Raw genomic sequence first — 16,280 nt, 5'->3', positions numbered from 1 at the left:
TCTGCATTTTAGCCATTTCGGCACTATTTTTGCACTTGTCCTTACCGTACGTTCACAAATGCGCTGACTAGCATTTGGTATATTCTTTTCCTACTCTATTATACATACATTTATGATTATCCTCCCAAAGGTGTGTTTGCGCGCTTGCGTAGGCATAGTGGTATCATTAGCAGCATTGTTAATGGATGGAAATGCGTTTGCACATGCTGCAAATAAAACAAAACGTACTTCTTCGCGGGTTTTCACCTGTGTTTCCCCCAAATTTAATTCAGTAACTGTTACATCGGCTACTTGTAAAACGGGCGGAGGGGGCAATAACGATGCTACGATTGCCTTGGTCGCAACGGGAGCCGACAAATACGGTATTTCCAAAGGCGCAACCTATGCAGGTCCGACCTATGCCGCCGCCAAAAACCTTTCATCGGGAGCGGCTGATAGCCTTAATATCACCAATGCTTCGTCTTTGTGGACCATCCGCGTATTCAACGGGGACAATACTTGCTTTAAGGATACGACCGTGGTGCTGAACTGTAACCGTTGTGTAGTGCCGTGTACGAACATGACGATTTTGGTGGGGGAAATTACGAATGCGGGCGAAAAAGTGATTATTCAGCCTTTAGATCCCAACAGCGGCACCATTCCTTGTTCGATTCCCAACACGGGGGGAGATGGCATTGCCATTGACCAAGTGAATAAAATTGCTTACATCGGCAGCCCTTTTAGTAGCCCCATCAAAGTGTATAGCTTTGCTCAAGCTACCTTTTTCCCCAATGTACAACCGTCATCGGGGACTAACTCGTTTGATATTACGCTTTCGGAAGATAAAAAATACTTACTACGGGGTGGGACCAATGGCCGTGTGGAAAAAATTCGGATTCAGAACGGGCAAGTTGTGGTTTCGCGAGCAACGTCTTTTTTCTTGGATGGCCAAAATAAAATTTGGGGAGTGGCAGCCTACGGCGGCAAGGTGTATGTGACCACGGGCTACAACGACCTAAATACCGCAGGCAGAAGTACCGTACAGGTGATGGATAGCACCTTGTCTAACCCCGTACGCTTACGAACCCGTAATGATGGCAAAATTTATGTGGGTATTACGGTGGACAAAGACGGCACGCTTTGGACAACGGTGGACGGCTACGGAAACGGGGATGCCGTAGAGCACTTAACGGCGGAAGGCGCATTGATAAAAAGTTACCCCATTACGTCGTCCAACCAACAATCACGCCGCCGCCCATTTGACATCGACTTTGGCCCCGATGGCAACCTTTACGTGGCTACTTTCTACGGTGATTGTGTTTCTAAACTCACCCTCGATTCACCCGCTAATCCTGATTTTGGGAAATTTAGTACTTACCTCGGTTTTGAGTCGGGGGTACTCAGTAAAAACTTGGCGTTTGTGTGTGGCGATGTGATTTGCCCTTGTGATCAACCAACGGTGGCCGTGAAAGCGACAGACCCGACTTGTGAAAGCGCGGGAAAACTCGAATTGACGGCTGTTACGAAAGGGAACAAATTTGGAATTAGCAAAGGCACTACCTACGCAGGGCCATCGTATGCCAATGCAACTACTTTACCCAATACCTTTCCACTAACACTTGTCTCAAATATCAATACAACGGCAGATTCTACGTGGACAGTACGGGTGTTTAACCAAGAAAGTGGTTGTTATAAAGATACCACTGTGACCATAAAAGGCGTTCGGGCCAAATCCCTCATTTCGATGCTAGGCACACCGACTTGTTCTGACGATGCCCTAACGTACAGTTTTACCTTCAGCGTGACCAACAAACTAGGGACGGTGAAAGTCAATAAAGGAACCTTAACGGGCAACAATCCTTATACCGTCACAGGGATTCCTTCGGGCGAAGACGTAGTTATTACAGACAGCTCAAGTGCGATTTGTAAATCAGACACCACCGTGACAGGACTCAACTGTAATTGTAATCCATCTTTGCCCAAAGTGATAACGTCGAGTTTTACGGTTTGTATTGGCGATTCGTTGCCAACACTTCAGGCCGCGATTGTGGGTTTGGCTACGGTCGAGTGGTTCAGTCAGTCAGTGGGAGGCGACATCTTGGCCACTGGCTTGACCTACAAACCAACGGGCATCGTGACGGGTACTACGACCTATTATGCTCAAGCTCGGAGTACAGACCCCGCCTGTCCAGTAGCCATTAGTACGAGCCGTACCCCCGCCACCATCAACGCAGATACCTGTACCATTGATTTAGCCCTAAAGAAGTTTATTGACAAAAAAATAGCCCAAATTGGCGACACCTTGACTTATACGATAAAGGTATGGAACGAATCAAGCAAAGGAGCTACGGGGGTAGTGGTCACAGACTCCATGACAACGGCGGTGGCTTTTGTGTCAGGTAGTTTCGCCGCAAGTCGAGGCAGTGCGGTCATCAGTGGAAATGTGATTCAATGGACGATTGGTGAGCTTGCTGCCAATGGAGATACGGTTACTTTGACCTACAAAATCAAGGCCATTCAAGAAGGTATTCATTTTAATACCGCCGAAATTTGTACTGCAAACGAACAAGATGTGGATTCTACGCCTTGTAATAACACAGAAGGAGAAGACGACATCGACCGTGAATGTTTTACCGTGCCTTTTAAACTTTGCCCCACCGAGAAAATCGAGGCGAGCGTGCCGCCCAACTATACCAGCGTACAATGGTATAAAGATGGCGGCACAACGCCCATCGCCACTGGAAATAGTATCCTTTTGAGCGATGTCGGGGTATATACTTTTACCGCCACCAATCAGACCTGCCCAGCTGAAGGATGCTGCCCAATTATCATTGAAGAGGGGCTTAATTGTTGTCCTGTCGAATTATGCCTGCCTTTTACCATAAAACAATCCAAAAAAGTAAGGAAATAAATATCCTAATGTTGGAAATGTTCAGTTTGGCGTAATTGTTGGTAGGGATAATACTATCTTTTTGGGTTAATATTTTGAGCAGTAGAATATAATAATTTGGCTAATATATTCTATTATTTAAAGTTAATTGTCCTTTTTTGGTGAAATAAGTATTTTTGGTATGTGTTTTGTTGAGAATGGATACGTAATTATAAATGTATCCTTTTACCCTATTCTTGGCAAAGCTTCATGGCAATTTTACACCGTATCCACCAGCGGGAGTATCCAACGTGGTTTGTGCAATATAGCATAAAAACCTTCGCTTTTCTTAGCATTCTTCTTGGGTCTTTCCAACTCGTTCGGGCGCAACAGTGCTCAATTACGATTAACAAAGTGACCGTTTCGGGCTGTTATTTGTTAAGTGGCCAAAGTAAGGCTACTGTGAGTATTGAAGTCGGTTGGTCGGGTGCACCTGCAAACGACAGTATTGAGGTGACACTTGGCGCTGACAAACGGTACATTCGCCCAGGGACGTTTGCCGTAAGTTACCCAGCAACAAACATCAAGGGAAATCAGACCATTGTGACACCTCAAGTGATTGCTTTTGAGGTAAATGCGACTGGAAGCAGTTTGCCAATTACGGCCCAATTTACCACACAAACTTCGTGTAGTGCAACCTCGACGGCTCAATTGCCTGCGGCTTGCCCGCCTTTGATTTGTAGTGGAAATCAAGCAGGAGGAACCGTTTTTAACGACTATAATGCGAATGGGGTAAAAGATGCGGGCGAAAGTAATGGCGTGGCAGGTGTGACTGTCATTGCTTATGATTGTGCAGGGGGAATTGCTGCCCAAACAACCACTGATGCTTCAGGGAAATATGTGTTAAATGTCTCAGCTTCAGATTATCCAATTCGGGTAGAGTTTGCAAGCCTACCGAGTTATGCGGGGCAAGGAACAATGCACGGGGCAGATAACCGCACGACTGTGCAGTTTGTGACAGCCCCCGATTGTACGATTGATTTGGGGGTGCTTGATAACAACGATTATTGTCAAACAACTCCCCAAGTGGTGGTACCTTGCTATGTTTATGGAAAACCAGACGTGGGTAGTTTGAGTGGCCAAATGGATGCCTTGGTAGCATTCGATTATGGGACTACTGGTCCTAAGGACATGTCAAAAATGGAGCTTTTGGCCAAGGCAGAAGAAGTGGGTACATTGTGGGGCGTAGCTTATGACAGATATAAACATAAGGTATATACCTCTGCCACATTGAAACGGCACGCGGGCTTAGGGCCACTCGGTTTGGGAGGTATTTATGTGACAGACATGGCAACAAACACGGCGTCTCCGTATGTCGATGTGTCACAACCACCGCTTAATATCAATGTTGGAGCTACCAATGCGGGCGATCCTTGGTTTGGGGTGACCAATGCCACACGAGGATTAAATCCTGACCCAGCCCAGCCAAGTGCCGATTCATTGGCTTTTGAGTTGATAGGTAAAGTCGGAATGGGTGATTTAGAGATGTCAGAAGATGGTAAATCGCTGTATTTTATTAACTTATTCGATAAAAAACTATACCAAATAGATGTTAGTGGGGCTGCCCCAAGTTTGCTAGGCTCTTGGGCTATTCCTGACCCAGGATGTACGGGTGGGACACTGCGCCCTTTTGCGACCAAAGTGTATAAAGGGAAGGTGTATATAGGTTCAGTTTGTGATGCCTCTACTTCCACAAAATCAAACCTACGGGGTTTTATCAATGCCTTTGACGGAACCAATTTCTCCCAAGTATTTGATTTTCCATTGACCTATCCCAAAGGAGCAGTTTTGGTAAATACCACACCTGCGGTGGTTGATCGAGTAGGTTGGTATCCTTGGACGGATAGCTTTAATACCGTCAATAGCAATACCACCAACGGAACTTTTATACGGGTATTGTATCCTCAGCCAATGCTTACCGACATCGAATTCGACATTGATGGGTCGATGGTGTTGGCCTTGGGTGATCGTACAGGTTTGCAGTCGGGATACAATAACTACCGTCCTTCAGGGACAGGTGTATATACTGGTTTAGCAGGAGGTGATGTACTAAGAGCAGCGTTTACGAATGGTACGTTTATTCTTGAAAATAATGGGAAAGTGCCAGGGCTTTCAGGCTCGGGTGTGAACAACAACCAAGGCCCTGGTTTTGGAGAATTTTACAATGACGATTTCTTAGGAGGAAATGGTGCATTGACGCACGCGGAGATTGCATTCGGAGCGTTGGCGTTAAAACCAGGGTCAGGCCAAGTAATTACGACGGCAATGGATCCAATCGACCAAAACCAAACGGGCACTAACTTTTCGGGCGGGATTCGTTATTGGAGCAATACCACAGGGCTTGCACCAAGTGGTGCTGCCATGGGCTTTGTGTTGTACAATACAAACAACGATGTAGGTACCTTCGGAAAGTCAACGGGCTTGGGAGATATGGAGATTTTGTGTGAGCTCCCGATGTACCTCGAACTAGGTAACTACGTTTGGAATGATGCTAATAAAAATGGGGTACAAGACCCATGTGAAAAAGCGTTGAAAGACATCAACGTGACGCTCTACAAAGGCGCGACCAAAATCGCTACGACCAAAACAGGGACAAACGGCGAATATTATTTTTCATCAAAATCAAAACTTACAACGGGGACGTGGACAGGAACAGGTGCTGACACGACGCTTCTTGCTACGACAGCTTATAAGTTGGTTTTTGGTGAAGGTCAATTGGTTAGTGGAAAACTAACGGTGGCAGGTTTGGGTCAATTTGACGTAACGCTCAAAGATGCTACCGCCAACAACGGCAACGACCAAAACGACAGCGATGCGGAAGTAATAAGCGGGGCTTTTTGTATTAATCTTACTACTGGAAATGCAGGAAGTGTAAATCACACCTTCGATGCAGGTTTTTATTGCACCAACCCATCCATTGGGGCTAATTCAATCGTTGTGACTGCCCCAAAATGTGCGGTAACAGTTCCTCAAAACGATGGGAAAATCAGTTTGAACAGTGCGATAGCTCCTTATGATAAATATAGAACAAAAACGGGAACGGGCGCATGGAGTGGAGACACAACTTACGCTACGGCAACGGCGATTGGTAGTACCTTCCCCAAAGACTTGGTGACAGGTATTAGCAATGCGGGGGCCACTTACACCATCCGTTTTTATAACGGGGAATGTTGCTACAAAGACACGACGATAACTATTGCGCCAGTGGCATGTTGCGTTTTGCCCGTAGCCTCAGCTACCCCACAAAAACAAACAATCTGCGTAGGCGGTACGGCAACGGCCTTCACGGCTACGCCAAGCACGGGTGTGCAATACAAATGGTACGGGCCAATGGCAGACACAACGAGCAGTTTGGGCACAGCCGTGAGCGGTGCAACAAGCGCGACGTTTACGCCAAGTGGCGCAGCGTTGACGACGGATGGAACGAAATACTACGCAGTGGTAGTAAATACGACGGGCGATGTGGCGTGTGCTGATACAGCTTATGTACAATTAGTAGTGAATGCCAAGCCAGTGATTGGTGATGGTTCTGCGACGATTTGTGCAGGCGAGTCAGTGGATTTGACGTCTAAGATTACAAACTACAACAGTTACCAAGGCCAAGTTTGGACGATAGGTACAGCAAGCGGTACAGCAGTAGCAACGCCAACTTCAGTGAAGCCAACGGGCACAACGACCTATGTATTGGTTGCTCAAAACGCAGCTGGTTGTAAAGACACGGCGAACGTAGTAGTAACGGTGAATCCAAAACCAAGTGCAGGTAAAGACACGACATTGGCCTGTGTGAATGCAGCAAACAACACCTTAGCTACGAGCTATACGTTAGTTCCAAGTCCAGCGGGAGGCACATGGTCACAACTAGGTACGACCCCAACGACGGCGACGATTACGGGTAACAACGTGACGGGTATGAGTGTGACAGGCACGTATCAGTTTATTTATACGACAACGGCAGGTTGCAAGGACACGGTTGCGGTAACGGTAGCACCGTGCCCAGTTTGCGTGAAACCAAACGCGGGCCCTGATGGGGCCTCGGTATGCCAACCTACAAGTACGGCGAAGTTGACGGCAGTGACGACAGGCGGCACATGGGCACCAATCGGCAGCCCAGTGAACCCAAGCGCAGCGACGATAGATGGCAGTGGTAACATTAGTGGATTGAACGCAGCGGGTACTTATAAGTTTGTGTATTCCATCACCTCGGGTGGTCAAACGTGTACGGATACGGCACAAGTGATTGTACTTGCCAAGCCAACGATTGCCGACGGTTCTGCGACGATTTGTGCAGGCGAGTCAGTGGATTTGACTTCAAAGATTACAAACTACAATACTTATTTGAGTCCAGTGTGGACAGTCGGCACGGCAAGCGGTACAGCAGTAGCAACGCCAACTTCAGTAAAACCAACGGGCACAACGACCTACGTTTTGGTTGCGGAAAACGCCGCTGGTTGCAAGGACACAGCGAATGTAGTGGTGACGGTGAATCCCAAGCCAAGTGCGGGCGCTGACACAACCTTGGCATGCTTAAACGGTAGTGTACCATCAAGTGTACAGTTAGCTGCGGCGCCAACGGGTGGCACGTGGACGGCGTTGGCAGGTAATCCAACAGGAGCGACCATAAGTAGTGCAGGTTTGGTGAGTGTTACCAACGCAACGGCACAGGGCAAATCGTTTGATTTTATCTATACGTTGAATGGTTGTCAGGATACAGTGAAAGTGATTATCCCAGTATGTGTACAACCCAAAGGTTCGATTGGCGATTTCGTTTGGAAGGATCAAAACAACAACGGTGTTCAAGATTCAGGCGAACCAGCGGTGGCAGGCGTGATTGTTCAATTGTTGAATTCAACAACCAGCGCCGTATTGGCGACCGACACAACGGATGCGCAAGGATTGTACTTGTTCTCGAATCTAAATTCAGGTACGTACCAAGTGAAGATTGTGACGACGAGTTTACCAGTAGGTTGTGTGATTAGCAGCAAGCAAGATTTGGGTGGCGACGATACGAAAGATTCTGATTTTAACCCAACGACTGGTTTGAGTCAAGTGGTAACGATAGATGCTTTGGGAACAGGCATTGCGAAAGACAACATGACGGTTGACGCGGGCTTGTATTCTCCGAAAGGTTCGATTGGGGATTTCGTTTGGAAAGACCAAAACAACAACGGTGTTCAAGATTCAGGTGAACCAGCGGTGGCGGGCGTAATCGTTCAGTTGTTGAATTCAACAACCAGCGCCGTATTGGCGACTGACACGACGGACGCACAAGGTTTGTACTTATTCTCGAACCTAAACTCAGGTACGTACCAAGTGAAGATTGTCACGACGAGTTTGCCAGCGGGCTGTGTGATTAGCAGCAAGCAAGATTTAGGCGGCGACGATACCAAAGACTCTGACTTTAACCCAACGACAGGTTTGAGTCAAGTGGTGACGATAGATGCTTTGGGAACAGGCATTGCGAAAGATAACCCAACGGTTGACGCGGGGTTAGTTGTTCCATGTGTCGCATCAAGCGTAACTTTGACGGACGCTCCAGTATGTTCGGCGGATGTACAAACGTACAGCATTACGTTTAGTGTAATCAATAAATTGGGCGTTGTAAAAGTGAACAAAGGCACATTGAGCGGTAACAATCCTTACACGGTGACAGGTATCCAGTCGGGAGCGAGTGTGATCATTACGGACAGCTTGAGTGCGATTTGTAAGTCAGATACGACGATTGTTGGGCCTAACTGTAACTGTAATCCACCAGTACCCGTATTGTTAGCCCCAAGTTTGACGGCTTGTATTGGTGATACGTTCCCGAGCTTAAAAGCGACTGTAGTAGGACTGGCAACGGTAGAATGGTTTAGCCAACAAACGGGCGGAACGGTATTGTCAACTGGCTTAAATTACAAACCAAGTGGCACAGTGACTGGTACGACGACGTATTATGCGCAAGCACGCAGCACCGACCCGACCTGCCCAACGGCAGTGAGCACAAGCCGCGTTCCCGCGACGATTAACGCACAAACTTGTATTGATACAATTGACTTGGCATTGAAGAAGTCGATTAATACAAAAGTAGCGCGGGTGGGTGATGTGTTGACGTACACCATCAAAGTGTGGAACGAATGGACCAAGAATGCGACGGGTGTAGAAGTAACGGACAGCATCGCGACGACGGTACAGTTTGTGAGTGGCAGTTTTGTGGTAAGTCGTGGTAGTGCGAGTATCAGTGGCAACGTGATTAAGTGGAACATTGGCAACATCGCGGCTAATGGCGACACGGTAACGTTGCGTTACCAAGTGAAAGCGACGCAAGCAGGCGTTCACTTGAACACGGCCGAAATCAGCAAGACCAACGAGAAAGATAAAGACAGCACGCCAGGCAACGGCAAAGGCGGCGAAGATGACATTGACCAGCAATGCTTCACAGTGCCGTTTGACCTATGTCCAAACCAAAAGTTGGAAGTGAGTGTACCTGCGACATTGACGAACGTACAATGGTTCAAAAACGGCGGCACGACGGCGGTGGCAACGGGGAATGTGGTGTTGTTCTCAGAAGTGGGAGTTTATACCTTCACGGCGACGAACCAGACGTGTCCAGCCAACGGCTGTTGTCCCGTCATCATCGAAGCGGGTACTAATTGTTGCCCTTTGGATATTTGTGTGCCGTTTACGATTAAAAAGAAAAGAAAGTAAATGGGATATTAAATTGCTTTTGGTATTCTTGAAGGAATAATAAAAGGGGGTAAAAGCTAAGCTTTATCCCCTTTTTTAATGCGCTTGTTTGAGTTTTGGCGTGATTGTTGTGGGATATACAAGGTCTTTTTTGGATATTATTATACAAAGATTGGATGTAAATATTTTAATGATGTGTCCAGTAAAATTGTTAGTATATACTAAATTTTCAATCTAATATAGTATTGGTATGTGTTTTGTGGGAAAATAATAGATAATGGAATGATTTTTCACTTACCCTACTTGTCACAAAACTATATGAAATCTTTACTCCGAATTTATCGAGGGGAGTATGCCAATCGACTGTTTAGTTCCTTGTTACTGTTGATGGCTATCATAGGTATATTCCTGTGGAGCTCCCAAGAATCCCAAGCCCAGTGTTCTGTCACCATCCGAAAAGTAACGGTATCAGGCTGTTACTTGGTAGGTAGTCAAAGTAAAGCCACTGTTAGTGTGGAAGTTGGATGGGTCAATGCCCCCTCAGGTGGCGTGATTACCGTCACAACAGGTTCTCAGACGAGGGCGATTACCCCAGGAACAATTAGTGTAGATTACCCACAAGTCAGTGGTTCTATCACCAGTACTCAAGTAATTGTATCCCCTCAAGTAGTAGCCTTTGAAGTAGATGCTAACGGAGCTACAAATCAGTCAGTTACTGCTAGCTTTAATGCTACTTGCACAGACTCAGACTCTTACAACGTACCCGCTTCTTGTGCGGTTACTGCATGTAGTGGTAATAATTTGGGAGGAATCGTTTTCAAGGACTTTAACGACAATGGACTCAAAGAGGCTGGAGAGACAGTAGGAGTTAGCTCGGTGTCAGTAAAAGGGATTGCGTGTGATGGCACCATTTATACAGGTACTACAGATGGATATGGATATTATTCACTCCCCGTACCAGCCAATAAATATCCTGTTCGAGTTGAGTTTACAAGTATTCCTTCTGTATATAAACTAGGGATAAATGGGGCAAACTCACGAACTTCGGTTCAGTTTGTAGGAGCCCCTTCTTGTAATGTGAATTTAGGGGTAATCAATCCCATTGATTATTGTTCAGATAACAATTTACGACTTTTTGTGCCTTGTTTTGTGTACGGAGACCCCCTACCAACCACGGGTGCAACAGCCGCCAATTTATCTGCTAATGCCGATGCTTTTGTGAGCATTCCATATGGAGTTACAGCTGGGATTGGCACCACAAACCCACTTTATTTTGATGAGCAAGGAATTGCAAAAGCAGGACAAATTGGAACTACTTGGGGATTAGCTTTTAATAAATTTACCAAGCGTATGTTTCTGTCGGCAGTTCTTAAACGTCACGCTGGGCTTGGACCACAGGGCTTGGGAGGAATTTATGTCACTGATTACACTAATCCAGCTTCTCCCGTTGTTACTCCATTTATCAATGTTACGACCGATTTAGGGATATCAATAGGTTCAGTAGCAACAAATAGCGCTAGAGGGCTTGTTGCAGATAAAACTCAACCTAGTCGTGATACAGATGCCTTTAGTAAGATAGGAAAAGTAGGAATGGGAGATTTGGATATTTCGGATGACGGAAATAAACTCTGGATGGTCAATTTATTTGATAAACGACTTTATTCAATTGACATTACCCAGTATAATCAAGACGGAACTACGAAACCAACAGCGAATAACGTAGCGTCCTTTTCTATCCCCGCAACCTGTACTGGTGGAGAGTATCGCCCTTGGGCATTGAAAGCGTATAATGGGAAAGTGTATGTAGGCGGGGTGTGCGATGCCCAGACGTCTAATAATAAATCTAATTTACGGGCAAGCGTCTATGAATTTGATGGAACAACATTCACCCAAATTTTTGATTTTCCGCTAACGTATCCAAAGGGTTATCCTGCCGCCGCGGCACCAACAATTACGGGCTGGTTTCCATGGACGGACGATTTTGCTACTTTACTTAGCCCTAATACCAACCTTTTGCGCCATCCAGTCCCTATGTTTGTGGATATTGAATTTGACATCGATGGGTCGATGGTATTAGGTTTTGGTGATCGTACTGGATGGCAAGGTGGAGATTTTAACTACCGCCCAGATAACACGAGTACAGCCTTTTTTGAAACCAATTCACAAGCAGGCGATATCCTAAGAGCTTTTTATGCAAATGGTACGTTTGTACTTGAAAATAACGCTATTGCAGGGCCTAGTGATGGGTATGGAAATAATAATAAACAAGGGCCAGGTTTTGGAGAGTTTTACAACGATGACTGGATTCAAGAAAACGGAACTACTATTTATCATGCCGAAGAAGCAATTGGTAGCTTGGCACTTAAGCCAGGGTCAGGCCAAGTAGTAGTAACGGCGATTGACCCCCAAGATAGGCACCCTTATGCGGGTGGGGTTCGTTATATGAACAATACTTCAGGCCAAGTGGATGGCTTTTATACAGTCTATATTACGCGTGGTCCTGATGTAGAAGGAACAGGTAAGCCTGACCCAATACCAGGTTCGTTTGCCAAAGCAACGGGGCTAGGAGATATTGAACTCAACTGCGACAACCTCGACATCATTGAAATAGGAAACCGTGTTTGGTTAGATACCAACAAAGACGGGATTCAGGATGCGTGCGAAAAAGGCTTGAAAGATGTCAACGTGACTCTCTACAAAGGCACGACAAAAATTGCCACTACCAAAACGGACGCCAACGGGGAGTATTACTTTAGCCGTAAATCAAAACTTACCACAGGTACGTGGTCAGCAACAGGAGCTGATACAATATTGTTACCTCTTACAGCCTATCGCTTGGTGTTTGGTACATCAGGACAAATCACCAATAGCAATGATACGTTGAAAGTCGCGGGAATTGGGAAGTTTTTGCTTACGACCAAAGACGCAACAACAGGCACTGGAAATGACCATAACGACAGTGACGCGGCTAAAGCCAACGTCGCTGGAGAAGGAGGAAGTTTCCCTGTGATTACTTTGACAACAGGGGTAGCTGCAACCACCGATCATACCTTTGATGCAGGTTTTTACTGCGTAGAGCCGTATAACTACAAAGCGACAGTTACACAGGCGACGTGTACGGGCATTACGGCCAATAGTAACGCAAAAATTGAATTGACTGACGTAAAATGTGCCGATAAATATGCTTTCTCGAAAAACTCGGGTGGTAAATTTACGGGAGCTGCCTACGCATCAGCAACGGCTTTGACGGGAACAACTATTACGTTGAATAACTTAGCTAATCCTGCAACGGCCGCAGGTGATACATTCTACGTTCGTTTGTACAATGGCTTGTGCTGCTACAAAGACACGACGATTATTTTGCCTTTCAAAGATTGTAGCTGTATCAAACCTGTGGTGACTGCCACGCCAAAAAATCAAGTAATTTGTCAAGGAGGAACAATCGTTTCTTATACTGCGGTCACCCTTCCAAGTGCAGGGATTACTTACCGTTGGTATGGTCCATTGACAGACACAACGGGAACGTTAGGAACGGCAATCAGTGGTCAAACCAATGCTTCGTTTACTCCAGCAGGAGGCTTTACAGGAAGAAGATATTATGCCGTGATAGCAACAGGCGTAGCGGCGATATGTTCGGATACGGCCTTTGTGTCATTGACAATTAACGTTCGCCCTGTTGCCAATGCGACGGCGAAACAGCAAACGATTTGCGTGGGAGATTTACCTGCGGCCTTCACCGCTACTCCAAGTACGGGCGTAAGTTACCGTTGGTACGGAGCGTTGAGCGATACGACGGGAAGCTTAGGAACGGCTATTTCGGGCGCGACCAATGCAAGCTTTACGCCATCTGGAAGTGCAATTACAACCGTAGGAATAAAGTACTATGCCGTGATTGTGACCAATACCCAAACGTCATGTGCCGATACGGCTTTTGTTCGCTTAGTAGTGAACAAAAAACCAACGGCAGGCGCTGATAGCACGGGAACGAATGCAATATGTAATACAGTAGGCACCATCAACCTTCCTGATGCAGCTTCTGGCGAGACTTGGACCCAACTAGGGACGACTCCTAAGACGGTGACAATCACGCCTCAAACGGGAGTAGTTACTGGTATGACGGACTTGGGCGTATATCGGTTTATCCTGAGAAATGCTCAAACGGGTTGTGCCGATACGGTAGCGGTTGAGGTGAAAAACTGCCAGAAAGGTTCGATTGGGGACTATGTTTGGAAAGATTTGAACGACAATGGTATCCAAGATTCGGGTGAGCCAGGGGTGAAAGGAGTCATTGTACAATTGTTGAACTCGACGACGAGCGCAGTACTAGCAACTGATACAACGGATGCGAGTGGATTGTACGGTTTCAATGGATTAGAGACAGGTAGCTACAAAGTGAAAATTGTGATTACTAGCCTCCCTGATAGCTGTACCATTAGTAGTAAACAAAACCAAGGTAGTGATGATGCCAAAGATTCGGATTTCAGCCCGACAACAGGCGAAAGTCAGGTTGTAGAAATCAATACGTTGGGTACGGGTTTACAAAAAGACAACCCGACGATAGACGCGGGCTTGTTTACGCCAAAAGGTTCGATTGGAGATTATGTGTGGAAAGACCAGAATGACAACGGCGTCCAAGATTCAGGCGAACCGGCCGTGGCGGGAGTAATCGTTCAGCTGTTGAAAGGGACAACTGTATTGGCAACCGATACAACGGACGCGAATGGCTTGTATTTGTTCCCAAACTTGTTGAGTGGTACTTACCAAGTGAAAATTGTAACGAGCAGTTTGCCAGCAGGCTGTGTGATTAGTACCAAAAAAGACCTAGGTGGGGACGATACCAAAGACAGTGATTTTGACCCAACCACAGGTTTGAGCCAATTGGTGACAATCAATGCTTTTGGAACGGGCACTGCCAAAGACAACCCAACGGTGGACGGGGCTTTGTTCTCGCCAAAAGGCTCAATCGGAGATTATGTATGGAAAGATTTGAATGACAATGGCGTTCAAGATTCGGGTGAGCCAGGCGTGAAAGGCGTGATTGTACAGTTGTTAAATGCAACGACGAGTGCAGTTTTGGCAACTGATACAACAAATGCGAATGGTTTGTATTTGTTCTCTGATTTGTCGAGCGGTAGCTACCAAGTGAAAATTGTGGTAACGAGCTTGCCAGATAGTTGCACCATCAGCACAAAGCAAAACCTAGGCGGAGATGATACCAAAGATTCGGATTTCAGTCCGACCACAGGGTTGAGCCAAGTGGTGACGATTGACGCGTTGGGAACGGGAACAGCGAAAGACAACCTAACGATTGACGCAGGTTTGGTCGTACCATGTATCACAACAAGCTTTACTTTGACGGGTGCGCCTGTGTGTTCGGCAGATGTTCAGACGTACAGTTTAACCTTTAGTGTAACGGGTAAAAATGGCGCCATCAAAGTAGATAAGGGCGTATTGAGTGGAAATAATCCATATACCGTCACGGGTATTCCTTCGGGAGCGAGCGTGCGGATTGTGGATACGTTGAGTGCCATTTGCGTCCAAGACACGATTATCACAGGGCCTAACTGTAACTGTAATCCTCCTGTGCCAATCTTGTTGGCACCAAGCTTGACAGTTTGTAAAGGTGATACATTCCCAACCTTGAAAGCAACCGTTGTAGGTTTGGCAACGGTAGAATGGTTTAGCCAACAAACAGGCGGAACGGTGTTAGCAACGGGCTTAAATTACAAACCAAGCGGCGTAGTGACGGCCAATACCGTATTCTATGCACAGGCCCGTAGTACCGACCCAACGTGTCCGACGGCGGTGAGTACAAGCCGTGTACCTGCAACAATCAATGCCCAAGACTGTGAAATTGATTTGGCATTGAAGAAGTTGATTAACAAGAAAGTGGTACAAATCGGCGATACGCTTACTTATACCATTAAAGTATGGAACGAGTCAGCCAACAACGCCTCAGGTGTATCGGTGACTGATTCAATAGCAACTTCAGTTCAGTTTATTGCGGGAAGTTTTGTATCGAGTCGTGGAACGGCAAGCATTACTGGAAGCGTGATTACGTGGAATATCGGAAGCATTGCCGCCAGTGGAGACACAGTTACATTGACGTATCGCATCAAGGCAATCCAAGAAGGTATTCACTACAATACTGCTCAAATTTGTGCTGCCAACGAAGGCGATGTCGATTCAACACCTTGTAATAACAACGAAGAAGAAGATGACATCGATCGTCAATGCTTTACAGTACCGATTAAGCTTTGTCCAACCGAGCAAATTGAGGTAAGCATTCCAGCCAAATACACCAACGTACAATGGTTTAAAGATGGAGGCACAACACCAGTAGCAAGTGGCAATTCAGTATTATTGAAAGATGTAGGTAGCTATACCTTTACTGCCACCAACAATACGTGTCCAGCGGAAGGTTGTTGCCCAATCATCATCGTACCAGGTGAAAACTGCTGCCCAGTTGATTTGTGTATTCCGTTCACGATTAAGCAAACCAAGAAGGCGGGTAAAAAGCTGTAATATTGGTAGTTAAGAATACTAAGAGAAGGGGTGGTGCTACGGCATCATCCCTTCTCTTTTTTTATTTGGTGCGATTTTTGTGGGGAAAGATGCCTTTTTATTTTTGGTTATATATGTCTTTTAAAATCTATGGTATGTTGCAAAATAGAAGGTATTTTGGACTTAAATAGCAATATATATACTT

General features: G+C 46.2%; 3 protein-coding genes. All 3 read left to right on the top strand.

Features of this window, described 5'->3' with window-relative positions; translation table 11 throughout:
- Window positions 1-112 precede the first annotated feature (112 nt).
- The 3 genes from AC23N5_RS05630 to AC23N5_RS05620 all read left to right on the top strand — a co-directional run bounded on the left by AC23N5_RS05630 (window position 113) and on the right by AC23N5_RS05620 (window position 16,096).
- On the top strand, window positions 113-2,890 hold the full coding sequence (locus AC23N5_RS05630; protein ID WP_487754803.1) for an Ig-like domain-containing protein: 2,778 nt from the start codon (window positions 113-115) through the stop codon (window positions 2,888-2,890).
- 228 nt (window positions 2,891-3,118) lie between these two features.
- Window positions 3,119-9,592, top strand: coding sequence for an SdrD B-like domain-containing protein (locus tag AC23N5_RS05625; protein WP_487754802.1), 6,474 nt, complete (start codon window positions 3,119-3,121; stop codon window positions 9,590-9,592).
- A 297-nt stretch (window positions 9,593-9,889) separates the two neighbouring features.
- A complete protein-coding gene (locus AC23N5_RS05620; protein WP_487754801.1) occupies window positions 9,890-16,096 on the top strand; it encodes an SdrD B-like domain-containing protein in 6,207 nt (2,068 codons plus the stop codon).
- Window positions 16,097-16,280 lie beyond the last annotated feature (184 nt).

This window comes from Runella sp. R5_40, assembly GCF_057652295.1.
This window is presented reverse-complemented; position numbering and strand designations above follow the sequence as displayed.

Bases quoted from the DNA above. Each gene is read 5' to 3' on its own strand.
- AC23N5_RS05625 (WP_487754802.1), top strand. From the start codon at position 3,119: ATGGCAATTTTACACCGTATCCACCAGCGGGAGTATCCAACGTGGTTT.
- AC23N5_RS05620 (WP_487754801.1), top strand. From the start codon at position 9,890: ATGAAATCTTTACTCCGAATTTATCGAGGGGAGTATGCCAATCGACTG.
- AC23N5_RS05630 (WP_487754803.1), top strand. From the start codon at position 113: ATGATTATCCTCCCAAAGGTGTGTTTGCGCGCTTGCGTAGGCATAGTG.